Source organism: Cognatitamlana onchidii, from assembly GCF_004804355.1.
GTDB lineage: Bacteria > Bacteroidota > Bacteroidia > Flavobacteriales > Flavobacteriaceae > Cognatitamlana > Cognatitamlana onchidii.
The window spans coordinates 382,264-407,342 of record NZ_SRWZ01000003.1 but is presented as its reverse complement, the minus strand read 5'-3'; the positions used below and the strand labels follow the sequence as shown (position 1 = coordinate 407,342).

Genomic DNA, 25,079 nt, shown 5'->3' with positions numbered 1-25,079 from the left:
ACCATACTAAAATTTAAAGTTATGATAGAAACAGTTCTAGATAAATATAAGTCTACCAAAGTAGAAAGTGTTAAAGTTTGGTTTAAAGCAGCATCAGTTAATGATTTTCCTAAAGATGGTGGTGCATGCGTGAAATATAAAGATAAGCAGATAGCCGTTTTTAATTTTGAGCGATTGGGTAAATGGTACGCCTGTCAAAACCTTTGTCCACATAAAATGGAAATGGTGCTTAGTAGAGGTATGATTGGCGATGATAAAGGTGTTCCAAAAGTAGCTTGTCCGCTGCATAAAAAAACATTCTCATTAGAAACGGGAGAAAACTTAAATTCAGATTTAGATGCTATAGCCGTTTATCCGGTAAAAGTGGAAGAGGGGTATGTTTATGTTGGTTTTGAGGAATAGATGAGTTTCATTTAAAATGACACTAAATTCTAAACGATAATCTAAAATTCTAAAAATCTCGTCAAAATTGAAAAAGTATTTCTGTATATTGGCTACTTAGCGTAAAATTTTACACGAATATTATGAAACCGACCAGATTTGAAACAGCCATAGCTTTAATTGATAAAGCTAACTCTGAAGATATAAATACCTACAAAGTCGCGGATATTGATTACCCAAAAGAGTTGTTATACTCGCAGCGCATGACCCGCAAATTATTGCAATTTGAGCCTAATGCTTCCAAGGCTCTGCAAATAGCAGCTAGAGCCCAGCATATTTGTCGTTGGAAAATTGCGCGCGATGAATACCCAATGGATCGTGTGGGCTATTTAAAATGGCGCGAAACTTTGAAGAGAATGCATGGTGATCTAACTGCCGATATTTTGAAGAAGGTAGGATTCGATGATCAATTCATAGACAGGGTGAAAGCCATAATTCTTAAAAAGCTTATTAAGAAAAACGAAGAGTCTCAAACTTTAGAAGATACTATTTGTCTTGTTTTTTTAGATTACTATTTTGAAGAATTTGCAGAGAAGCATTCTGATGAAAAGGTGATTGACATCTTAAAGAAGACCTGGGTAAAGATGTCTAACAAAGGTCATGAGGCCGCACTTAAAATCCCATTTTCCGAAAAAAGCTTAGCTCTAGTAAAACAAGCTATTTCATAAATATAATATGTCGCAACATAGTAATTCATTAGACCAAAGAACGTTTGATAAATTACGTCGACTGTATATTATCGCTTTAAGTACCATTGCAATTTCTGTAATTATTAGTCAGATATTAATTCGTACACATTTAAGGCGTCAGGAAAGCGATTCTACGGTAATTAATGTGGCCGGTAGGCAACGAATGCTGAGCCAGAAATTAACAAAGGATATCGTGTCGTTGTCTTCAGAGACTAATGAGGCTAGGAAGGTGCTTCTTAAAGATAGAATAAAAACCACCTTGAATATATGGACAATCTCTCATAAGGCGCTTCAAAACGGAAATGATAGCTTAGGGTTACCTAAAAAAAACAGTAAAGAGGTCACTGAAAAGTTTAATCTGTTAAATCCTTTTTTTGATACAATAAGTGCCGCCTCTAAGTCCATTATAAGTAAGATTGAAGCCTCCCCTAAAGTAGATTTGCAGGCGTATGCCGCCGAAATTGATAAGGTAAAAGCCAATGAAAGTACTTTTTTAACCATGATGGATGCTATAGTCAATCAGTATGATTTAGAAGCAGACGAAAAAGTAGATTGGCTACGTAAATTAGAGTTATGGCTTACTTTATTAACCTTGTTAATATTACTTGGAGAATTTTTGTTTATTTTCTGGCCAGCAGCCAAGTCTGTTAAGGCTATTCTAGCGGAACTATTGTTGGCAGAAAAACGAGCCAAAAAGATGGCTTTTGATGCTGATGAATTGAGTGCCGAAAAAGAAAAGTCCATGAAAGAATTACGGGCTTTAAGTCGTGCAATGGACGACACTTTGTTATTTGCTCGTATTTTACCCAATGGGAATGTGGTTCATATGGGGAATAAGTTTACAAGATTGTTTAATTTTTCAAAATTTAGCAATAGCATCCTGTTTTGGGAGGCTTTATCTATAGATGAAGGGGAACGTGAAATTATTGAGGATTTAATAAATAAGCATAAGAAAACAGGCTGGCAGGGAGAAGTAAAAGCAACTACAAAAACAGGTGATGCCATATGGCTAGAAATGGCTATTATTCCGTATAGCCCTACAGAAGAGAAATCAGAGTTACTGGTCATAGCCTCAGAGATAACGGTTCGTAAACTGGCACAGCTAGAAGTTGATAGGTTAACGACCAAGAGTTTTGAAGAAAAAATGAGTCAACAAAAAATTATCTCTAGCAAGATTATTGAGAACCAAGAAAAGGAACAAAATCGTATTGCTAAAGATGTGCATGATGGTATAGGTCAGATGCTAACGGGGTTAAAATATAATTTGGAAAGTATAGATACTAAAGACATAGTAAAAGCTCGAGCTAAAATTGAGCACCTCAAAGAACTTACTGGAAATATTATTAAAGGCGTTAGAACAGCAACTTTTAACTTAACACCCCCAGAATTAACAGATCATGGTATTGTTCCCGCCATAACCAAGCTGGCTCAAGAATTAGGACGACTTACAGGAAAAGAGATTGTGTTTTTTAATAAAACTGACTTTAATCAACGATTAGATTCGTTAGCAGAAATTAATATTTACAGGATTACGCAAGAGGCTATAAATAATGCCATTAAATATGCGGAATCTACACATATTTTGGTGTCCTTATCGCATAGTAAAGATATTTTAAGTATTGTTATTGATGATAATGGTAAGGGCTTTGATCCTACTAAAGTTAAGCATGTAAAAACCGGCGATGGCGGTATGGGGCTTACCTTTATGCAAGAGCGCATAAAATATATTGAGGGGCGTATGTTTTTAACTTCTGAAGAAGGCAAGGGAACAAGAGTTACGTTGAATATCCCTCTAAAATAGCCAATTATGGAAAGAAAACTTATTAGTTCGGGTTCTACTTTTGAAGAAAAGATAGGATATTCAAGAGCTGTTATTCAAGGGGACTGGATATTTGTATCTGGTACCACAGGATATAATTATGAAACTATGACTATAAGCGATGATATTCTGGCGCAAACAGAACAATGCTTAGAAAATATAAAAGCTACCCTAGAGCAAGCAGGTTCAAGTTTGTCTGACATAGTTAGAGTAACTTATATATTACCGAATGCCAATGAGTTTGAATTATGTTGGCCAGTACTTCAAAAATACTTAGGAACCATTAAACCTGCAGCAACTATGTTTGCTGCCGGTTTAGCCAACGATAGGATGAAAATTGAAATTGAAGTAACCGCTTTAAAAGTTTAAAAATACGTAGTATTACTTAATTTCTTATTTTTGTTGCTATATTAACTAGCTTATGAATAAAATTAATGTTGTATTGGCGGATGATCACGTATTGGTGCGTGATGGCATTAGAGCGCTTTTAGAAGATCAAGAAGGTATACAGGTTATTGATGAGGCCTCAAACGGTAGAGAAGCTCTAGAAGTTATAAAGAAAAGCAAACCCCAAGTATTGATTGTAGACATAAGAATGCCTGAAATGACAGGGATTGAAGTCGTTGGAGAAATAAACAGAACTGGTTCTGAAGTGAAAACCTTGGTGTTGTCTATGCATGATTCTGAAGAGTACGTAGTACAAGCCATTCAAGCAGGTGCCGATGGGTACTTGTTAAAAGGCGCCAGTAAAGAAGAATTCTTAAAGGCCTTAAATAAAGTAGCATCTGGGGGTAAGTATTTTACAGGAGATGTTTCTGCAATTATCATGAATAACTTTGTAAACGGTAATACTAACACGGTTGTAGCAGCTAAGCCTGCACCTAAAGAGGCACCATTTAAGCTCACCAAGCGTGAAAAACAGATTTTAGGTTTGGTTTTGGAACTCAAAAATAATAAGGATATTGCCGACGAACTTCAAATTAGTAAACGTACAGCAGAGGTACATCGATTTAACTTAATGAAGAAATTAGAAGTCTCTAACTTAAAAGAACTTACAGATAAGGCTAAGGAATTCGGGTTAGTTTAAGAGTTTTTTTCCTCTTATTGATTGACGCTTCATAAATCTAATAATTAACCATAGAGCAAAGAGAGAAATCGTATAGAAGTTTTTACACTGTAATAATTCCTTCTGTTTTATTTTTGATTTTTTTAGCTGAGATTCTGTTTTTGTTAATCGAAATTAAATGTTTTATTTACAATTTTTGAAGATAATAATTTCCTTATAGAGTCTAACTTGTCTGGACTTTGTAAAAATGGATGTTCTTGATATAATTTTTGATATTCAGAAGTTATTTGACCTTTATAAGTTGCTATTTTTTTATCAATTACCTTGTCTATACTGTTAATAGTATTCTTTTGAAAATGTAAGTTTATTGGGTCGACAAATCCCATTTTTATAAAACCTGCTGTTTTTCGTGCGCAGCGACAAGGGTTATTTTTATTTATAAGTCCGCATTTATTATCCATAAAATTGTAAAGCTGTTTTTTTGCTCTATGCAGTTTAACTCTGAAATTTTCTTTTGAAATTTCCATTATTTCACTTCCAACTACATCAGTAAATTCAAACAATTCTCCAATGATATAAATTAGTCGTTGTTCCCTATCAAGACATAGTAACATGCCTTTCATACAACTAATTTTGGCTTCTTTTACTAATAATTTTTCTTCAACTTCGTAAGAATAATTAGAAAGCGCTTCATTTGGTAATTCGTCTATTCCCTGCCCAAATTGTTCGAATGTTGTTGCATTGATTTCATACTTACCTCTCTTCATATTCAAAAAATGGTTTTTAGCAATTCTATATACCCAAGTTCTAAAACTACTTTTTCTATTAAAAGAGTCTAGTTTTACAATAATTTTGATTAAAACTTCTTGGGTTAAATCTGCCGCCTCATCTTTGTCTCCTAGAAAAGTAAATGCAATATTATATATCCAATCTTGATGTTTTTTAACAAGGTTTTCCAACGCTTTTTTACTTCCTGAAAGAGATTGTTCAATTAGAACAGAGTCTGAAGTTGTAATGTTGATTGAATTAGTCATCTTATATTGTTAAAAATAGCATTTTGTGGTATTTAGGCAAAATGCTATTTTAGGTTGTTACTTTTTCATTAAGAATTGTCCGTGCGGATTATCTATGACCAGTAACCATTCTCCACTTTTTTGTTTTCTTAGTACGGCAATAGAAAGACCACTTTGTTTGATTTGAGTTCCGTCTTGTGTTTTCGCGGTCATTTCCCAAGGAGCTATATGAGTAGCAATGTCTCCAGCGATAAATACTTCGTGACCACTGTATGTGAAAACAGGATTTACTTGCGACATTCCTGTAAACATTTCTCTTAAAGTATTAGTGTTAGACACGGGTAATTCGGGCTCAAAGACCACGACCGAATTGGATTCATAACAAGATATAACCTTGTCAATATCTTTATTTTCAAAGGCTTTTGTCATTCTTTGGATTGTGTTTAATACGTTTTGTTGTTCTACTGTCATTTTTTTTGTTTTACTTGTTTGTGCTTTAATACTGATTGAAGTCATACAGAAAAGTATGAGGATTAATAATTTTGATTGCATTTTGTAAGTCATAAATTTTGTTTTTATTAAATATGTACTTGCTTTATGATTTAGACACAACCCAGAGATGGCTGTTACAGTAGATCTTAAATTATTCTGAAAAAATGCGTTTTCTTTAGAAAGCTTAATGGTTATATGGCAATAGTTTATTTACTTTTCATCTGCTTATAAAATTTTCGCCATTCAGAAGTGTCATAAATTAAGTGAGATTCTTTAATAATTCCATTTTCAAGTCTAAACCATTCTGAAGCTAAGTTTGATTCTAATCCAGGTATAGATGATTTGAAAATATAAAATGTGGCTACCCAATCAGAGTTTTCAATGATATTTGTAATATTTATACCAGTTACTACAGCACCAATTTCTTTAGCCAATGCGATAAATTCTGTTTTAGAATTTAACTGAATCATTGGATTTTTAAATTTATAATCCTCTGCTAACAAGTCTAATGAAGCTTTAATTTGTGTAGGGTTATTAAACCCATTTAAGAACTTGATTACAATGTCTTGATTTGTCATGGTTTCATTTTTTTGAGCTAAAGAATTAAGGCTAAACATTAAAATTGGTATTAAGAATAGTTGTTTCATTGATTTCATTTCCATTATTAATTTGTTTTAGACAAAACTCTTAAAAATGAATCACCTAAATCTTGGTATAAACCAAGATTTTAAATAGTAATTGAGTTAACCAACTTACTAAAATTAGTTGGGTCAATACGAAGATAGGATGCGATGTCTTTTTGTGGAACCATATTGAGGAGATGCGCACTTCTTTGCGTAAATTTTTTGAAACGTGTTTCAACATTAAAAGCCATTAATTCATGATGTCTTTCTATAACCTCTGATAAAAAGGTTTCCGTTATTTTTGCAAATAAATGTTCTAATTCTCTATTAGCTTTTATTAATTTACAATGTTTTGCATAAGATATACGCAAAAACGTACTATCAGTAATAGCTTCAAGATAGTATTTGGAAGGTGTTTGCGTGAGAAAAGATTCTACTATCCCACTAAATGAAGGGCTGTAAGCAAAAAACATAACATGTTGCTTTTCCTCATTTAAGAAGTAGGATTTTTGAATGCCTTCGTTTACAAAATATAGATAACGCTCTATCTTACCACATTCAGTAATTATTGATTTTTTAGGAACTGAATATTCTGACCAATGTGAGAGATATTCTTCTAGGGTGGATTCATTAACTCTATAAAATGATGACAGGAACTGTTTCAATGGGAAATTTATTTATTACAGTAATGTTTTACCAAATATAACAACTTGGGTTAAGTCATTTTTTTAGTGTTGAAGAATTATATAAAAAAGCATAAGCTCAATGCGCTTATGCTTTTCTTATTGATTTATTTCATGGCTTTTTAGTCTTTACAGAATAATTCCCTGGAGTAAATCTGAAAGTTTTCATTAATCTAGTCCAAGTATTAATTTGCGAAATGGCTAGAGTTAAATAGCTTATTTCTTCCTTGGTAAAGAATTCTAAAAGTCGGTTAAAAATATCATTCGAAATGGGTTTACCGTTTAATGTAGTTAACCTATCTGTAAACTCTAAAACAGCTCTTTCTTTGTCTGTAAAGTATGGAGTAGCTTCCCATACACAAAGTGAAGACAACCTTAGGTCTGTTTCATTTAATTCTTTCAATTCTTTGTGGTGCATATCCACACAATATGCACATCCATTTATTTGTCCCACTCTTAATCTTATAATTTCGAGTAAGTGCATTTCTAGAGTCGAGTTATTAATAAAACTTTCTACACTCAATAAATTTTCAAACATCCCTTTGGGAATGTCTTTATAAGAAATTCGTTCCATAATATGTATTGTTTTTAAATTAGAACACAAAACTATCGATGTAATTTTCTATTCTTCTTAAGCTATCTTAAGAAATATGTTATGAGTTGTTTTTTCTAATTTCACTTAAATATTCGGGCGTAATATTTAGGTAAGAAGCTATCATATATTGTGGGACTCTTTGTGCAAAGTTTGGAATAGATTTCACCAAATTAAAGTAGCGTTCCTTACTTGTTTTTTTCATATAAACTTCATCTTTTCTTTGAATGGCAATCAACATATTTTCTGTAATAATCCTAAAAGCTCTTTCTAGTTTTGGGACAGCTCTATATAAATAATCTAAGTTTGTTTTAGTTACAGCAAACACAACTGTTTTTTCAAGCGCTTGTATTGAAAGCCTTGAAGGTGTTTTATTTATAAAGCTATCTAAATTAGTAATCCACCAATGTTCTACGCCAAACTGCGTTATGGTTTCATTACCATTGCTAGTAATCTCATAAACTCTTATAAGACCTTCAAGAATAAAATATTTACTATTACATACTGCGCCTGCTGTTAATAGAAAATCTTTTTTATTAAATTGAACAACTTCTAATTTTTCAAATATGAGTTCTAATTCGTCATCAGAAAGATTGACATATTTATCAAAATATGCTTTTAATTTATGCTTCATCATATCGAAATGCTTACATTAATCAAATCGTTTAATTCTAAATGGGCCTTTTTTCTTATTACAGCCTTAACTGGTAATAAATAGGTATCCGTTTTGGTATCGAACCAAATTGCCGTGTCCCACTCAACATTCTTGATTGATGCAGAAGCTTTCATGCGTCCCCATCCTTCTTCTTGCCATTTAAGGTTGTCTCTAATTTCCTTTGAGATATTTTTAGGTAATGAGACAAAAACCCATCCTCCAGATGATGTATCTTTCCACAAATTGGCAGAAAACTTATAATTAATTTTAGCTTGCATTTGCTCAATTTTAAGTAAAAATAATAATTTATGTTGTATATGCAACATATTTTTATATATTTGTAGCATCATTTAAACAAATAGAATGAAGTTTGACGTAACACAATGTATTGGAAATAGGCTAAGATGTTTATCACGCATTGTAGATAACGAATTTAGAATAATGCTCAAGGATTTTGATATTACTGAAAGTCAGTTGAGTATTTTGTTTGCATTGTCTAAGTTAGGGAAAACGGAACAAGGCAAAATAGGTGAAACGCTTTTTCTAGAACGCTCTACTGTGAGTAGAAATATAAAATTGTTGGAGAACAGGGGAGTGGTATCACGTACCATGGCTTACCGACCAGAAATAGAAATGACTAAGCAGGGAGAAGTACTATTAAGACAAATTTTACCGATTTGGGAATCACTAATGACTAATCTATGTGATACTCTCGGGGAAGAAGGCTTATCGGGTTTAAAGACTTTAGAACAAAGACTAAATTAAAAAAAATTTAATCTAAATGTTGTATATACAACATAAATCAATAAAGATGAATACAAAAAAATATGGACCATGGGCTCTAATAACTGGGGCTTCGTCTGGAATAGGTAAAGCCTTTGCAGAAAAAACAGCTTCTGCAGGTTTTAATCTAGTAATCGTTGCAAGAAATGAGAACAAGTTAAATCAATTAACGAGCAGCTTAGAAAAGCAGTTTAATATTAGCGCTAGAGTGGTTGTAGCCAATTTAACAAATCATGACGACATTATTAATGTTTTACAGTTTACTGAAGACCTTGAAGTAGGGTTGCTTATTAACAATGCTGGTCGTGAAGATTCTAATGACTTTTTAAGTGTCACATCAGAAGAGCACATAAATACTATAGATTTAAATGTGAAGGCGCCTCTACAATTAATACATCATTTTGGGTCCAAAATGGTAACTAGAAAAAGAGGTGGAATTATAAACATGTCCTCGATTGTGGCTTTTCAAGGCGTGCCTTACATATCAAATTATGCCGCAACAAAGTCATATAACCTGATTTTTTCCGAAGGTATTTCAGCAGAATTTAGCAAACATAATATTGATGTTTTAGCAGTAACACCTGGTTTTACAGCAACAGATTTAGCTAGTGTTTATGATTTTGAAGGAACGCCATTTAAACCTTTAGAACCATCTTTTGTAGCTACAGAAGCACTTAAGGCTTTAGGCAAAAAACGTGTCGTTATTCCTGGTGGTGTAAATAAATTTCTTTTTTCTAGCGGAAAATTTCTCTTCTCCCGAAAACTTAACACAAAATCTTTTGGAATGGTATTTAAAAAAGTTCTAAGAAAAACATTATAAAATTCAATTATGAAAACTCAAAACAACACAGTAGTTTCATTTTTTAACTATGTAACTTCTCATCACAAAGTTATTCTTTTTATAAGTGCCGCACTAATTATATGTAGTGCCTTGTTTATCCCCAAAATGACTAAAGACACAAGTTATGATGCATTCTTGCCTAAAGATGACCCTATTCTTACGTTTAGAAATAAGACAAAAGAAGTTTTTGGATTAAAAGACCCTATGGTTATTGCTATAGTTAATGAAAATGGCGTGTTTAATACCAAAACACTAAAATTAGTTCAGGAATTAAGTGATGCTTTAAAGACTGTAAAAGGTATCGACCCAGACCAAATAACCAGCCTGTATACCGAAAACAATATTGTAGGTACAGAAGATGGTTTAGAGGTCAACCCCTTTTACGAAATTGATGAATTATCTAATGATAAAGCTAAAGACGTTAAACATGCTATTAATGATTTTGAGTTATATCAAGGAAGTTTAGTATCAAAAGACCATACCACTACGCTTATTCTTGCAGAAATGCTTGACACTTATGATAAAAAACAACATGAAGTTTATAAGAGCCTAATTAAACTATTAGATACCTATCAACCGAATAATTCAAAACTGTATTTGGCAGGAGAAGGTGCTGTAAGTGGTTACTTGATAAAGTATATTGATGAAGATGCGATGAAAACAAATCCATTTGCAGCAGTCGTTATTTCCATCATTTTAATTTTTGCGTATCGCAGGTTAAGAGGTGTAGTGATACCCAATATTATGGTGTTAGCCTCTGTCGGAATTGCATTGGGTACCATGGCTGCATTTGGTGTAGATTTTTATGTAATTACCAACGGTTTACCAGTAGTACTCATTGCTATTGCTGTAGCAGACGGCATTCATATTCTAGGTGAATATTACGAGGCTACCTCAATGCACCCTGAGTTTTCCCAAAAGGAACTAGTAATGCACACCATGGTAAATATGTGGCGTCCCATTGTAATAACTTCCATAACCACAATCGCAGGATTTTTGGCAGTTTCGGCATCTTCATATATGCCGCCAATGACCTATTTTGGTTTATTTGGAGCCTTAGGCGTTTTTGCTGCTTTGGTTTATGCAGTTTTCTTTATTCCGTCTGCTTTGATGCTTGTAAAACCTCAAACTAGCAAGGCTTATAAGTCCGACCAAAAGGTAGACCGATTTGGCAAAATAATGGAATTTGTTGGTGTTTTGGTTATCAAATATCCTAGAGTGATATTGGCCGTTGCTTTTCTAATTATTTTATTTGGAATTAATGGGGCGTCTAAGTTAGAAATAAATGAAGATAGAATTACCAATTTTCAGTCTGATGAATCTATTGTTAAAGCTGATGCCATAATTAATTCGAAAACAGATGGTACGTCTTATCTAGATATTTATGTAGAAACTCCAGAAAATGAAGATATTTTCAAACCTAATAATCTTCAGAAAATACAAGATTTACAATATTATGCAGAAACCTTACCTCATGTAAAAGGAAGCATTTCGATTGTAGATTTTCTAAAAAAAATGAATCAATCGTTACATGAAAACAATCCAGAATATTATAAGGTTCCAGAAAACAAGGATTTAATAGCGCAATACTTTTTACTGTATTCTGCAAGTGGAGACCCAACCGATTTTGATAATTATGTAGACTACGATTATCGTCTTGCTAATATCAGGTTACGTATGGATACAGGTAAGTACGAATTTGAGAAACCTGTTGTAGACGCTATAAATTCGTACTTAGGTAACAATTTTAATAGCGATACTATAAAGGCAACTACCACAGGGAAAGTTACCGTAGATGCATATTGGATAAATCGCTTAGGCTTCAATCATTTTTTAGGCGCAGGATTAGCATTATTGGTTGTGTTATTGGTTAGTGCTTTAAGTTTTAGGTCTTTTTCCGCTGGCTTATTAACCATTATTCCTGTATCTATTTCGGTACTGTTTATTTATACAGTTATGGGATTACTAAATATCTGGTTGGCCGTTGGCACTTCAATGTTTGCTGCGATAGCTATTGGAATAGGCGTTGATTTTGCGGTGCATACAGTTGATAGGTTAAAGTTTCTTTTAAATGACCAAGGTTTACCAGTTAAACAGGCTTATTCAGAGTTTTACAAATCTGCTGGACGTGCTTTGCTCTTTAATTTTCTAGCCTTAGCGCTCGGATTTAGTGTTTTAATGACAAGTTCAGTGCCACCACTTAGTAAGTTTGGGTTTCTAGTTGCAGTGGCTGTGTCTGTTAGCTTTATTGGTAGCATGACACTTTTACCAGCAATAGTTCTGGTGAGCAAACCCAAATTTTTCAACATTAACAAGTAATAGAATTAATAGTAAACCATTTAGATTATGAAAACATATAAAATTATTTCAGTAACAGTGCTAATGCTAATATTAAGTACAACAACTAATGCTCAAAATTTACCATTAGGGCAGCATATTGCCGAAAAAACACATGAAAGAAATGAGGGGATTTCAATGAAAAGAAAGCTAACCATGGCGCTTAAAGATAAGCGTGGTAAAGTTAGAATTAGAGAGACTATTTCTTTAAGAAAGTACTATGGAAAAGAAAAGCGTCTCGCCATATTTTACGAAACACCAAGAAGCGTTCAAGGAACAGCATTTTTAACCTATGATTATCCAAATGCTTCTGTAGATGATGACCAATGGTTGTATATGCCTGCATTACGGAAAACACGACGAATTTCCGCAGCTAATAGAGGGGATTATTTTCTGGGTACCGACCTTACTTATGAAGATATAAAGTTAGAAACACGAATTAGTTTAGACGATTATAATTACAAAACCCTTGGTAAAGAAATTATTAAAGGGCAAGCATGTTTTATTGTTGAAGGTACACCAAAAACGAAAGAAATTGCCAAAGAATTGGGCTATGGAAAAGTGAAATTTTGGATTGATGCTAAGATTTGGATGCTTAGAAAAGCTGAAAGTTGGGATGTTGCTCAAAATCATTTAAAAACAATTGAAATAACAGATGTTAAACAAGTTCAAGGTATTTGGACATATCATAAAATCTTTGTCAAAAATCACAAGACTGGCCATGAAACCATATTCTTAAATAGTGATATTGATTATCAGACAAATATTAGTGATGATACTTTCACTAAAGAAGCTTTAGTCAACGGACTCTAAGAAAACATTTCAAGAAACAACATACTAATAAAAAATAACTGTGTTTAGAACGTTTAGCTTAGTTATTACAGTTCTGCTTTTATGCATAAAAACTAATGCCCAAGCAAATAGAAGAAAATTTAAAGATGCTTTTAAGGCAAGCTTGGTTGCATTAACAGATTTTTCCTATGAATTTAAAGGAAATAAAATGCAGAAATCGGAAATAGTTTTAAAGCCAAGATTTGAATATCACATTAATCATGCATCTAAACTAGTCTTAATTGGCCAGGTTTATTCAGAATTGAATGATAATTTAGAACCAGGGAAATCTAAGGATTATTCTGCTTCTAAGTTTAGTAGACGTTTGTTTATTGGAGACCGAACGAATCTTGAGTTAAGGGAACTTTATTATCATGCTAAAGTGGGTAAAAACCTAAGAATTATGCTGGGTAAACAACAAATCGTTTGGGGAGAAACAGATGGATTAAAACTTTTAGACGTTGTTAATCCGCAAAATTTCAGAGAATTTATTCTGGATGATTTTGAAGATAGTAGAATACCCTTATGGTCCGCAAAAAGTGAATTTAATATTCTCAATATTGGAGTACAGTTGGTTTGGGTTCCTGATAATACATATCATATTATCCCTAGTTTTGATGCGCCTTTCTTTACTTCAAGTATATTTCCAAAACCGCCTGATGGTATTTCAACAATTATTAGGCGACCCAAAAGACCAAATCGGTTTTTAGAAGACTCTGATTATGGTTTTAAGCTTAGTTCCTTTATCAAAGGGTGGGATGTTTCGGTAAATTACTTTTATTATTATGACGATTTACCAGCATTTTACAATAGATTAGATTTAGATAATGAAAACGGACCAAGTGTTATATTCACACCAGAATATGAAAGGCAACATTTAATAGGAGGAACATTGAATAAGGTAATAGGTTCTTCTACTTTAAGAGCTGAATTGGCGTATGTTTTTAATCAAAATTTTATAACTACTAATCCTATTATTAGTAATGGGGTACAAATATCAAATGTTTATAAGTCCGCATTTGGAGTTGATTATGTAAAGGGTGAACATGTAATTAGTGCTCAATTGTTTAGTGATGTTATTACCGACGATATCTCGGCATATAATAGAGATCGATTTGAAACAAATACCTCGTTAAAATTGCAGCAAGAGATGATGAACGATAATTTAACTCTTGACGTTTTATGGGGTCATAATTACAATCATGGAGACGGCTATATCAGACCGCAAGTTGGGTATTGGATGAATTCTTCAGTTCGGCTGCATTTAGAAAGTAGCTTTTTTTACGGAAATGAAAATCAACTTTTCGGACAGTTTAAAGATAGAAATAGAGTGTCTTTGGGTTTTATGTGGGGACTTTGATCTTATAAGTATAAATTTTTTTGGTAACTAAACAGTCTCGAGAATGACAACGTTGTTGTTCTAAAAATTGCTTGAGACGCGATTAGAAAGTATCAGTTGTTTTTTCAGATATACATTTATTACTTTTTAATGATGAATAAGAATAGTTCTGTACGTTCGCTGAATATGTTAAATCTGCGTTTAAGTCTGCATACCAAAAGTTGGCCAATGCAATTCTAATTGATAAACCTCATTCCATTTTATTTGTCATATAAATAGCTCAATGCAAAGATGCAGACACAAAGAAGGAGGTAATGTGATTGGTTCGAAGGACAACTGTCGTGAGCATTGAATTTTGTAGTTATAAGCGACAAACAAACGAACTATAGCATTATCCTAATATAAACTAATTTCTATTTTTTTATATTCAGTCTAATTCATTCAAAATTGTCGGTAACGTCTGGTAAAAAATAAGGTTGGCCATACGAGGAGTTTCTGTTTGTGTATAGCCACTATTCATGGTAATTACTACATTTTTGTCTTTATCTACAGCCACTACCTGCCCATGAATACCAACCATGCATAGAAGTTTATGGCCTTTAATGTTCAGTATTCTAAATTGGTCTTTATACCAAGCGTCAGCAGCTAAATGACTTTCTTTACTGTCTTTCCAAGCGTTGCGAACTAATTCATTCCCTTCCCAAATCGCATCAATAAATTCCTTTGGAATAATGTTTTCACCAATATAATTGTTTCCATCATTAAGTAGCATTTTGCCTACTCTGGCTAAATCGCGAGTTGTCATATTTAAACCGCCGGAAGCAACAACATATCCGGAGGGATCGGCCATCCAGAAAGCATCGTTTTCTACACCAAGTTTGGTCCACATTTTATCTTGAAAATAGTCGGCCAAGTTTTTTCCTGTGGCTATTTCTACCACCATACCCAACACTTCTGTATTAGGGTCTTGATACTGGTATTTTTCACCAATGGGGTACTTTCGATCCTTAATAAGACTTAAGTATTCAGATATTCCAAATAGGCCGCTATCATTAGGACCATTCCACTCTTGTGACAAGGTAAATCTCGGGTCCCATGACAGGTGCTCTGGGGTTGGAATATCCAATCCTGTGCGCATGTCGGCAACTTCTTGAACCGTGGTACCATCGAATGCAGTTTCTTTAAGATAAGGTAAATAGTTAGTAGTTTGCTTGCTCATATCGAGCTTACCTTCTTTAACCGCAATTGATGCGCACATTGAAGTAAACGATTTGGTAACAGTCATATCTAAGTGAGTAGCGTTGTTGTCCATTCCATTCCAAAAGTGTTGATGTACAATATTATCATCTTTGATAATAACCATGGAATGATTCTTTAACCGTTCTCTTAACAAAGTTTCAAGATCCAGTTCCTGATCAGCATCATAAGCTTTTAACTGTTTAAGATTAAGTGTATTCGTAACTTCTAATACTTCTGGAGTAAGTACGGCCTCGGAAGCACCCAGCACGCCATGTGAAATTCGGTAATGACGTGTGTATTTGTAGGCATTAGTAAAGCTATACGCAGCATACTCTGGAGCATCCCACTTGGCGTGAGGGATACCGCCTTTTTCTGAATTCTGAATGAACTGCTCATTGGCTTCTAAGAGTTCCAACTTGGCTTTAACGCCATTGTGCTTCACAGTAGGTGTTTGTTTTGTTGTTTTAGTTTGACACCCATTCAGCAACAGAATGCATAAAAGGCCTAAGTAAAAAATATTTTTTTTCATGTTTGATAATTAAATTTTCATCAATTGTTATTTGAAGGTTCTCAATACCGTCTGATGACTTTGTCGTTTTTATACATAATGTTTAAAATTATGTAGCCTTTATTCAGGACGGGTCAAATGTTGGGTAACGGTCTCGTATAACCGTCAGTTACGGATTTATATGCGTTAATTTTCGGTTAAGCACTGACATTAGCAATTCCGAGTGGATTCGGACGTAGTCGAATCCGCCGTAATTGCGGTTATACATTGTTGGCAATAGTATTTTTTTCATTCAGTCAGATTTTCGCTCATAGATTTCAGAGTATCAATTTTCGGCATTTCCGTAATATCTGATTCTCCGTCTACTGAGTAAAATTCCAATTCGGTCGGCATTTGGTCAGTTCCGAACAGAGAAATTCCGACTAATTCTCCGTTTTTACCTTTTCCTGAGTAATCAATTATTAAATTTCCTTTTTGAATTTCCGAGTCAAATGTTTTTCCAAACATTATAGTCGGACATTTTCCGCAACACATCTCGCAATAACTTTAAGATTACCAATTAACTTATTCCATTCTGATTTTTCTTTCCCAAACAGATAAGTCAAAAATTCTATTTCAGATTTTGTCAATTCTCTTTTATCTGGAATGCTGTATTTCATTCAGAAAGCAGCTTTTTTCCTTTGGTAATCCATATTATTGGGCCAATAATTCCAATCATTGAAATCAAAATCCAAGTTGTTTTGTCTCCTTTAAATTCTTTTGTCAAAATCAGATAGATTGCTCTAAAAGTTGTTATTACTGACCAAAAGGCTATAATGATAAATGTTAGTATTAAAACTGGTTTCATCAGGTTGTTTTATATTATTGCCAACGTATGGATAAACGCAATTGCGTTTATCTACACTATGTTTATTTGAGTAAATATACGTATAATTCTTACAAAATAATTAAATATAGATATTGTATTACACCTTAAATCTTAGATAATCAAAGTATCTAATTCCAATATTTGGTAACAATGAACAGAATCATTTTATCAAATCAACAAAATCAGCACATCAAAATTGTCAACCTCATAATTTTTATATGATACTTAATTTTTGATACACGTAATTAAGTATAAATACGTAGTTTTGTACGTATAAAGTACTTAATTATGAACACACAAACTAAATCAACAACATTAAATTTATTAAATTTTAAGAACGTTTCAATTCGTACGTTTTGGATAACGGCCATATCATTTTTTCTATGCTTCTTTTCATGGTTTGGTATCGTGCCTTTTATGCCAGACGTTGTACGAGACCTAGGCTTAACACCCGATCAAAAATGGAACTCCATTATTTTAGCGGTTACAGGAACTGTATTTGCGCGTTTACTCATTGGTAAATTGTGTGATAAATATGGTCCAAGACTGTGCTATACTTGGTTATTAATGTTAGGTGCTATTCCTGTTATATTATGTGGCTTAGTGCAAACACCTACACAGTTTTTAGTATGTAGACTTTTTATTGGTTTTATTGGAGCATCGTTTGTAATTACCCAAGTGCATACTTCTTTAATGTTTGCGCCAAACATTGTAGGTACAGCAAATGCGACGTCTGCAGGTTGGGGAAATCTTGGTGGTGGAGCTAATAGATTAGGGATGCCTATTATTGCTGCTGCCGTAATAGGTTTTGGAGTTGCCGAAGGAGAGGCTTGGAGATATTCAATGGTAATTGCTGGTGCGGTTTGTTTTCTTATGGGTCTTGTATATTTCTTTTTTACCCAAGATACACCACAAGGGAATTTTAAAGATTTAAAAGCGTCAGGAATTAAAATTGATAAAAAGAAAGATCAAGTAGGTTTCGGTACTGTTTTAAAAGACTACAGAACATGGATTTTGTTTTTGGTATATGCCTCATGTTTTGGAATTGAACTGACTGTTTATGGAACCATGGATGATTACCTTCAAAATACATTTCAGTTAGAAAGAGTAACAGCTGGTAATATTGTATTATCGTTTGCTTTAATGAATATTTTCGCAAGAACTTTAGGTGGTTTCTTTGGAGACAGATTTGGTAAGTTAAAGGGTTTAAGAGGTCGTGTTTTATTCTTAGCAGCGATATTAGCTGTTCAAGGTGTTATGTTAATGACATTCTCAACGGCAACCAGCATTTATGTAGGCATAGCCTTTTTAATATTATTTAGTTTATCGGTACAAATGGCAGAAGGTGCTACTTTCTCTGTTGTGCCATTCATTAATAAAAAAGCTATAGGTTCTGTATCTGGAATCGTTGGAGCCGGAGGTAATGTAGGGGCATTTTTAGCTGCTATGTTGTTAAAATCTCAATCGGCCGTTGCAGAAAAAGCAGCTATTATGTCTAATCAAGGGTTAGGTGAAGAGGTTATAAAGGCTGCTCAATCGGCAGCATCAGCTACCGCAGTATCTAGTGGTTATTTCATAATTGGAGCCATTGTGGTTGTGACTGCGGTAGTTTCTTTAGCGATTCGCTTTTCAACGGAAGACGAAGAAGTAGAAGAAATAAACACAAATCTTAGCGAAGAAAACCTAGTACCTATAAAAGTGAAAAGCTAATTTTTCATTGTGAAATTTTATCAAATTTGAAATTAAATGAACCTTTTTTATGGTTTTCAAAATAATAGCTTAAGCATTTGTTTGCTGAAAAAAGATTGTATTATTTAGTATAAAAGATGAATCTGGATGATTAAAAGTAAGGTGAAAACAACGTGTTCATATTGTGGTGTAGGCTGCGGTATCATTGTTAAAAAGGACAATAACAACAAGGTTTTTGTTGAAGGCGATAAAGATCATCCAGTAAATAAAGGCATGTTATGTTCTAAGGGTATGAATTTGCATTATGTGGCAAACGATACGTCCGATAGAATTTTATACCCAGAAATGCGTTGGAGTCGATCGCATCCTCGAGAGCGTGTTAATTGGGATGATGCACTAGACAGAGCAGCCAGTGTTTTTAAATCTATTATAAAAAAATATGGTCCAGATAGTGTTGGTTTTTATGTATCAGGACAGAGCTTAACAGAGGAGTATTACATAGCCAATAAACTAACAAAGGGTTTTATTGGAACCAATAATATAGATACCAACTCACGTTTGTGCATGAGTTCTGCAGTTGTAGGGTATAAAAAAACCTTTGGAGAAGATAGTGTCCCAATTTCTTATGCGGATATCGAACTGGCCGATACATTTTTAATTACAGGAGCTAATCCAGCTTGGTGCCATCCTATATTATTTCGCAGGTTAGAAAAGCATAAAGAAGAAAACCCTGATGTTAAAATTATTGTGGTAGATCCGCGTAAAACGGATACTGCTAATTTTGCAGATTTGCATTTACAATTACTTCCAGGAACCGATGTGGTTTTATATAATGCTATTGGAAGATGCTTGTATAAAAGCGGGTTGATTGATGAAGAATTCATTGCTAAGCATACAGACGGATTTAAGGGATACAAAGAGTTAATCCTTTCTACTTCCTTAAGAGAAGCCTCGAAAATATGTGGAGTTGAAGAAGATGATATTAAAAAAGCGGCTAAGTACATAGGACTTTCTAAAGGGTTTATTAGTATGTGGGCTATGGGACTTAATCAAAGTGTTGTAGGAACCGATAAAAATGTATCGCTTTTAAACTTGTCGTTAATTACAGGACAGGTTGGAAAACCTGGAGCAGGTCCTTTTTCATTAACTGGGCAGCCCAACGCGATGGGAGGACGTGAGGTTGGTGGCATGGCAAATTTATTAGCTGTTCACAAAGACTTAATGAATGAAGAGCATCGTCGTGAAGTTGCACAATTTTGGGGTGTAGATAAAATAAACCCGAAACCGGGTTTAACAGCTACCGAAATGTTTGATGCTCTTGAAAGTGGAAAGCTCAAAGCTGTTTGGATTGCTTGTACCAATCCTTTGGTAAGTTTACCCAACTTAAATAGAGTTGAAAAAGCCATGAAAAATGCCAAGTTTGTAGTGGTTCAAGATATATCTCATAAATCGGATACCGTGGCATTTGCCGATTTAGTATTACCCGCAGCTGCTTGGTTAGAAAAGGAAGGTACTATGACTAATTCCGAGCGCAGGATTTCATATTTACCAAAAGAAATTGATCCCCCAGGAGAGGCTAGACCTGATGTTGAAATATTTTGCGATTTTGCACAACGTATGGGCTTTAGAGGATTTAACTTTAACAGTTCTAGCGAAATCTATGATGAGTATGCCTCAATGACCAAAGGAACTAACATAGATGTTTCTTTCTTGAATTATGATAGACTAAAAGCCGAGGGTACTTTTCAGTGGCCAGTGCCAGAGCATAGACATCAAGGAACTCCAAGACTTTTTGAAGATAAAAAATTCTATACGCCTTCTCAAAACGCACAGTTTAATTTACCAAGTACCACAAAAAATACTTCGGTCTTACCCAATGCCGATTACCCTTTAATACTAACCACAGGTAGGGTAAGAGACCAATGGCATACAATGACCAAAACAGGAAAGGTTTCTCGATTAAAAACACATTACCCAACACCAGTTTTAGAAATAAACCCTGTAGATGCCTACCTATATAAAATTATGGATGGGGATATTACAGAAATAAAGGGAGAAAATGGTGTGGTAAGAGTACGAGCAAAAATTACAGAAACCATTAAAAAAGGTGTGGTTTTTTTACCAATGCATTGGGGGAAGCAATTGCAAAGTAACCTAAATAGAGCTAATAATCTAACAAATACACATGTAGACCCCACCTCTAAAGAGCCAGATTTTAAGTTTACCAGAGTATCAGTTTCAAGATATAAAAAAGACTTTGAAAAAATTATTATTGTTGGAGCAGGAGCTGCCGCCTTTAGGTTTGTGCAAAACTATAGAGAGTTTAACGGAGTAGACGAAATTCACGTGTTTTCAAAAGAACCTAACTTATTTTATAACAGGGTTTTACTTCCTGAATATGTAACTGAAGAATTAAGTTGGGATCAGTTACTTAAAATCAAAGAAAAAGAATTAGGAAAGTTAAATATTCAGTTGCATCCTGAAACCTATATCACTAATATTGATAAGGGCTCAAAAGCGGTTACAGATAGTCGTGGTGAAACGCATAACTTCGATAAATTAATCTTGGCAACAGGAAGTCGCGCATTTATTCCAAAGGATGTTCAAATTGACTTACCCGGTCGTTTTACCATGCGTAATAAAATTGATGCAGATAAGTTTAAGTCCTATCTCGATGCTACAGGCTTGCCTCCAGAAGAGCAGCATGTAGTAATTGTAGGTGGTGGTCTTCTAGGTTTAGAGCTGGCAGCGGCCATGAAGCATAAAAATGCTAAGATTACCATTATTCAAAGAGCATCTCGTTTAATGGAGCGTCAATTAGATAAAATTTCAAGTAAGTTATTGGCCTTAGATGTTCAAGAGCGAGGTATTCAAATTTACTTTGATAACGAGGTGAGTACTGTCTTTGACGACGCAGATACAGGGGAGTTAAATATTACTTTAAAGAGTGGTAAATTAATTACGGCCAATGCCATAGTATATGCTATTGGTACGATTCCAAATGTGGAGATTGCACGAGAGAATGGTATAGCATGTAGAAGAGGGGTTATTGTAAATCAGCATTTGCAGTCGTCTCACCCAGATATTTTTGCTATAGGTGAAATAGCCGAGTTTAATAACCAGTTGTTTGGTATTACGTCGGCAGCAGAAGAGCAGGCCAACATTTTGGCTAATTTTATTGCTGGTGATATTAGTGTGGCCTACAATGGGTCTGTACTCATGAACATACTCAAGTTTAATGATTTAAGCCTTTGTAGTATTGGCGATATCTCTGTACCAGAACATGATGATAGCTACGAAGAAGTTATCTTTACCGACATTAAAAAGCGCTACTACAAAAAATGTATTGTTAAGGACGATTTGCTGGTGGGTGCAGTTTTAATGGGAGATAAGAATGAGTTTGCCGAATTTAAGACCCTTATCGATAGTAAGATTGAAATGGCCGATAAGCGTGATAAATTGCTTAGAGGATCATCAAACGATACGCCTGTTCTTGGTAAATTAGTATGTTCTTGTAGTCAAGTTGGTGCTGGAAACATAGAAGAAACGATTGCACAAGGTTGCACCGATTTTACAGAGCTATGCGATAAAACAGGGGCTGGATTGGGCTGTGGTAGTTGTAAAACAGAAGTTAGAGAAATACTTCATAATTCAAAAGTACTTGCATAATGATTGAGCCATATAGATTAATGATTAATGGAGGTGTATTGTCGCCAGGTGAACTAAAGTATATTTGTGAAGCAGCCGAAACCCTCGGTTTAGATGCTATCTCTTTCGGGTCACGGCAAGACATTATCTTTCCAGAGGAAATTGATGAAAGTAAGTTTAGTCAGTTTGATAAAATACAATTTGTTAAACCCAAGCATGATGGTGTTGAAAACATCGCCTCTTCCTATGTGTCTGCCGAAATTTTGCCAAGTACATCGTGGCTAACCAGTGATAAGTACCTCTATGTACTCGAGCAGTTTAAGCATAACCCAAAATTGCGCATTAATGTTATCGATCCTAAGCAGCGATTGGTTCCTTTATTTACTGGTAATGTTAACTTTATAGCTTCAGAACACGAGGATTACTGGTACCTATATGTAAGATTACCAGAATGGAATAAAACAAAAATGTATCCAGCACTTATTTACAGTTGGGATATGGATAAAATTGAACTGGCCATTGAAAACATATTGATTGAAGAGCCAGAATCTATTGAAATGGTGTTCGATTTAGTTAGCGATGCTATAGATACAAACAATAGAACGGTCGACAAACCATTAGAAGTTCCTTTTTACCCATTTCCATATTATGAGGGTATGAATAGAATTGGAACAGATAGGTATTGGTTAGGTTTGTATTGGAGAAACAACAGATACGATATTCCGTTTTTAAAAGCTATGTGCGAGTTGTGTTCAGACAATAAAATTGGAAAAATTTCAATCACACCATGGAAATCCTTCATTGTAAAAGGGATTCCACTAAAATCGAAACTTCAGTGGGAGAAGTTTTTAGGTAAATATGGTATTAATGTTCGCCATTCTATGTTGGAAATGAACTGGCATTTACCAGTAAATGATAAAGATGCCTTGAGTTTAAAAAAGTATTTAGTTACTAATTTTGACCAAAATGATATTAGTACTTATGGCTTAACCTTTGGAATTACAAGCTTTGAGAGTGATACTTATAACTTTACCTCCATAGTTATAGAAAAAAACAAACAACCCGAACTTAAAGGAAGTTTTAAAGTTAGAGACACCTATAATTTGCTCTATGCCAAAAACTTTGATCCTAATACCAGGGAGTATATTATGCATGTGCAAGATGTTGATAAAGTAGAATTACCTGGGTTGTTAATGGAGTTAAGTCAGCTGTATTTCGAACAACTGGGGACGGAAAGAGAGGAGGAGGACACTGAAATAGCGGTTAAGGAGACTTCAGAGGAAGAAGTATTCCAATGTTCAGACTGTCTTACCGTTTATAATGAAGCATATGGTGATATCACCCAGAATATTGGGCCTAATACACCGTTTGTAGATCTACCAGAGACCTACGAATGTTCACTTTGCGAAGCTCCAAAAAGCAGTTTTAAAAAGAAAGTTTTAATTAAGACCACTTAGTTTATAGTGCTCTAAATACCATAATAATTATTACGGCTATTATTCCATTAATTCCTGAACAATGGTTTGTTGCTCAGGAATTTTTATATCTCAAAAGAACTGTGCAATGAGAGTTGCTAGTTTAAATGGAATTAAAAACCTTATCAAATTTTAAAACCTTTCTTTCTCCCTTTTTATTTAAAGTGACTTTATATATAGTATAGGCTCCTTGATTTTGATGGTATTTAACAATAACCTTGTTGCCTGAAATTGTATATTCTGGATACGTTTTTTCTATGATTTGGACCAGTTTGAAAGGTAGTTTTATGTCCTTATACACTTCTTTACTTTTGGTTATGTTTCCAAGGTTGTTATAAGTTACCAGTGCCTTTGCATTTTTCTTTTTAAACGAAACTTCATAAGATGCGCTCTCAGAATTATCATAGATTGCCTTTGCTTTTAGATCATAATGGATAATCTCTTGTACCAATGTTCTGTATTTTTCATGTGTTTTTATCTTACCAAGAGCTTTGCTATAATCAATACTTTTCAGAGTAGAGGTGTTACCTTGATTGTTTACATTATTAAATAAGGTATGTAATGTTTTGTAGTTAACGGATGCAACTTTATACTCCTGAGCGCTTAACTTAAGTAGCATTAAGAAACATACGATTGTTAGAACTGTAGTTTTCATGATTTTATGGTTTTAGTTGTTATACTTGGTAAAAGGAATAAGCATCGGGGTATTCTTTTGGTACGATGTGTATTTGTTTCCAAACGCTTCTTTTAAGTCCTTTTCTTCAAATAAGGTCCCGATAATGAAGTATGCCGTTAAGCTAAGTGCAAATACTAAATGTGTAACAGTCATAGATGGAGTAGCCCATAGGCCTATTATGCCTCCAAAGTATAACGGGTGACGAACATATTTGTAAAACGATACCACTTTGAATGTGAGTGGTTTGTATGGTTTGTTTTGAAGTTCTAAATAAGTTTGTCTTAAACCGAATAAGTCAAAATGATTTATTAAAAATGTACTTATAAATAGGATGCTCCAACCCAAAAAGAATAAGGTATATAGTATGTAATATAGGCTGTTTTCTTTTGAAACCGTCCAGATAGAACCGCCCATTGGTTCCCATTGAAAGACCAGTAGAGTTAACAAAACACCAGATACTAATACAAAGGTACTACGCTCAACAGGTTTTGGGAAATGCTCAGCAAACTTTTCCTTGAAGGTTTTACGGGCCATAATACTATGTTGTAGGCCAAAAAGAAAAACGAGACCCAAGTTCTTCAAAAGAGCATAAAGAAATGGTTTAGTTGGAGGTTGGTCAATAGAAATTTCTGGAATGAGATGACTAACAGAAATAATCCATAATAGTAGGGAAGCAAACCCAATGAGGTAGGCTATTATTGAATACGAGAACATTAATACTTTTTTCATGACATATAGTTTTTAGTTACATGTCAAAAGTATTTCTAACCCG

At 34.0% G+C, this 25,079-nt stretch carries 24 protein-coding genes; 13 read left to right on the top strand and 11 right to left on the bottom strand.

Annotation, left to right across the window (positions count from 1 at the left end):
• The first annotated feature begins 24 nt into the window (after positions 1–24).
• The 5 genes from nirD (at position 25) to E5D58_RS08020 (ending at position 4,036) form a co-directional block, all read left to right on the top strand.
• Positions 25–402, top strand: coding sequence for a nitrite reductase small subunit NirD (gene nirD / locus E5D58_RS08040; RefSeq protein WP_136481457.1), 378 nt, complete (start codon positions 25–27; stop codon positions 400–402).
• 122 nt (positions 403–524) lie between these two features.
• On the top strand, positions 525–1,109 hold the full coding sequence (locus E5D58_RS08035; protein WP_136481334.1) for a DUF4202 domain-containing protein: 585 nt from the start codon (positions 525–527) through the stop codon (positions 1,107–1,109).
• A 7-nt stretch (positions 1,110–1,116) separates the two neighbouring features.
• Entirely contained in the window at positions 1,117–2,931 is a 1,815-nt protein-coding gene (locus tag E5D58_RS08030; protein ID WP_136481333.1) for a sensor histidine kinase, read from the top strand.
• A gap of 6 nt (positions 2,932–2,937) precedes the next feature.
• A complete protein-coding gene (locus E5D58_RS08025; RefSeq protein WP_136481332.1) occupies positions 2,938–3,318 on the top strand; it encodes a RidA family protein in 381 nt (126 codons plus the stop codon).
• 52 nt (positions 3,319–3,370) lie between these two features.
• Positions 3,371–4,036 (top strand): response regulator transcription factor, encoded by a 666-nt coding sequence (locus E5D58_RS08020; protein ID WP_136481331.1) that lies wholly within the window; start codon positions 3,371–3,373, stop codon positions 4,034–4,036.
• 143 nt (positions 4,037–4,179) lie between these two features.
• Here the strand turns inward: E5D58_RS08020 and E5D58_RS08015 are convergent, their stop codons facing one another.
• The 7 genes from E5D58_RS08015 to E5D58_RS07985 form a co-directional block, all read right to left on the bottom strand.
• A complete protein-coding gene (locus E5D58_RS08015) occupies positions 4,180–5,049 on the bottom strand; it encodes an RNA polymerase sigma factor (protein WP_136481330.1) in 870 nt (289 codons plus the stop codon).
• Positions 5,050–5,106: 57 nt separating this feature from the next.
• Positions 5,107–5,499 carry a YybH family protein gene (locus E5D58_RS08010; protein ID WP_168796660.1) on the bottom strand — a complete coding sequence of 131 codons (393 nt, stop codon included), beginning with the start codon at positions 5,497–5,499 and terminating at the stop codon, positions 5,107–5,109.
• Between the two features lie 227 nt (positions 5,500–5,726).
• Positions 5,727–6,098, bottom strand: a complete 372-nt coding sequence (locus tag E5D58_RS08005; protein WP_136481328.1) for a nuclear transport factor 2-like protein — start codon at positions 6,096–6,098, stop codon at positions 5,727–5,729.
• Positions 6,099–6,247: 149 nt separating this feature from the next.
• Positions 6,248–6,808, bottom strand: a complete 561-nt coding sequence (locus E5D58_RS08000) for a Crp/Fnr family transcriptional regulator (RefSeq protein WP_136481327.1) — start codon at positions 6,806–6,808, stop codon at positions 6,248–6,250.
• A 130-nt stretch (positions 6,809–6,938) separates the two neighbouring features.
• Positions 6,939–7,400, bottom strand: a complete 462-nt coding sequence (locus tag E5D58_RS07995) for a carboxymuconolactone decarboxylase family protein (protein ID WP_136481326.1) — start codon at positions 7,398–7,400, stop codon at positions 6,939–6,941.
• A gap of 79 nt (positions 7,401–7,479) precedes the next feature.
• Positions 7,480–8,055: a Crp/Fnr family transcriptional regulator gene (locus tag E5D58_RS07990; protein WP_136481325.1), complete on the bottom strand. Its 576-nt coding sequence runs from the start codon at positions 8,053–8,055 to the stop codon at positions 7,480–7,482.
• Entirely contained in the window at positions 8,052–8,351 is a 300-nt protein-coding gene (locus tag E5D58_RS07985; RefSeq protein WP_168796659.1) for a DUF1905 domain-containing protein, read from the bottom strand. Before E5D58_RS07985 ends, E5D58_RS07990 begins: the two co-directional genes overlap by 4 nt.
• 85 nt (positions 8,352–8,436) lie before the next feature.
• Here E5D58_RS07985 and E5D58_RS07980 point away from each other — a divergent pair, with 85 nt between their 5' ends.
• The 5 genes from E5D58_RS07980 to E5D58_RS07960 are packed head-to-tail and all read left to right on the top strand — an operon-like array spanning position 8,437 to position 14,225.
• Positions 8,437–8,838, top strand: coding sequence for a MarR family winged helix-turn-helix transcriptional regulator (locus E5D58_RS07980; RefSeq protein WP_136481324.1), 402 nt, complete (start codon positions 8,437–8,439; stop codon positions 8,836–8,838).
• A 46-nt stretch (positions 8,839–8,884) separates the two neighbouring features.
• Positions 8,885–9,676, top strand: a complete 792-nt coding sequence (locus E5D58_RS07975; RefSeq protein WP_168796658.1) for an SDR family NAD(P)-dependent oxidoreductase — start codon at positions 8,885–8,887, stop codon at positions 9,674–9,676.
• Between the two features lie 9 nt (positions 9,677–9,685).
• A complete protein-coding gene (locus tag E5D58_RS07970; RefSeq protein ID WP_136481322.1) occupies positions 9,686–12,016 on the top strand; it encodes an efflux RND transporter permease subunit in 2,331 nt (776 codons plus the stop codon).
• 27 nt (positions 12,017–12,043) lie between these two features.
• On the top strand, positions 12,044–12,847 hold the full coding sequence (locus E5D58_RS07965) for an outer membrane lipoprotein-sorting protein (RefSeq protein WP_136481321.1): 804 nt from the start codon (positions 12,044–12,046) through the stop codon (positions 12,845–12,847).
• Positions 12,848–12,887: 40 nt separating this feature from the next.
• On the top strand, positions 12,888–14,225 hold the full coding sequence (locus tag E5D58_RS07960; RefSeq protein ID WP_136481320.1) for a DUF1302 family protein: 1,338 nt from the start codon (positions 12,888–12,890) through the stop codon (positions 14,223–14,225).
• Between the two features lie 406 nt (positions 14,226–14,631).
• Here the strand turns inward: E5D58_RS07960 and E5D58_RS07955 are convergent, their stop codons facing one another.
• Positions 14,632–15,972 (bottom strand): serine hydrolase domain-containing protein, encoded by a 1,341-nt coding sequence (locus E5D58_RS07955; RefSeq protein WP_136481319.1) that lies wholly within the window; start codon positions 15,970–15,972, stop codon positions 14,632–14,634.
• A gap of 267 nt (positions 15,973–16,239) precedes the next feature.
• Positions 16,240–16,458 (bottom strand): hypothetical protein, encoded by a 219-nt coding sequence (locus E5D58_RS15130; protein ID WP_235835868.1) that lies wholly within the window; start codon positions 16,456–16,458, stop codon positions 16,240–16,242.
• Positions 16,459–17,107: 649 nt separating this feature from the next.
• On the opposite strand from E5D58_RS15130, the gene E5D58_RS07945 reads away from it, so the two are divergent.
• The 3 genes from E5D58_RS07945 (at position 17,108) to E5D58_RS07935 (ending at position 23,613) form a co-directional block, all read left to right on the top strand.
• A complete protein-coding gene (locus tag E5D58_RS07945; protein WP_136481318.1) occupies positions 17,108–18,529 on the top strand; it encodes an MFS transporter in 1,422 nt (473 codons plus the stop codon).
• Positions 18,530–18,655: 126 nt separating this feature from the next.
• Positions 18,656–22,177, top strand: a complete 3,522-nt coding sequence (locus E5D58_RS07940) for a nitrate reductase (RefSeq protein ID WP_136481317.1) — start codon at positions 18,656–18,658, stop codon at positions 22,175–22,177.
• Positions 22,177–23,613: a rubredoxin domain-containing protein gene (locus E5D58_RS07935; protein ID WP_136481316.1), complete on the top strand. Its 1,437-nt coding sequence runs from the start codon at positions 22,177–22,179 to the stop codon at positions 23,611–23,613. The genes E5D58_RS07940 and E5D58_RS07935 overlap by 1 nt, the downstream gene beginning before the upstream one ends.
• Positions 23,614–23,734: 121 nt before the next feature.
• On the opposite strand, the gene E5D58_RS07930 is transcribed toward E5D58_RS07935, so the two are convergent.
• Together E5D58_RS07930 and E5D58_RS07925 are read right to left on the bottom strand one after the other, a co-directional pair.
• The gene (locus E5D58_RS07930; protein ID WP_136481315.1) at positions 23,735–24,286 is read right to left on the bottom strand and encodes a hypothetical protein; all 552 of its coding nucleotides are present in this window, start codon (positions 24,284–24,286) and stop codon (positions 23,735–23,737) included.
• 12 nt (positions 24,287–24,298) lie between these two features.
• A complete protein-coding gene (locus tag E5D58_RS07925) occupies positions 24,299–25,036 on the bottom strand; it encodes a methyltransferase family protein (protein ID WP_136481314.1) in 738 nt (245 codons plus the stop codon).
• Between the last annotated feature and the right edge of the window lie 43 nt (positions 25,037–25,079).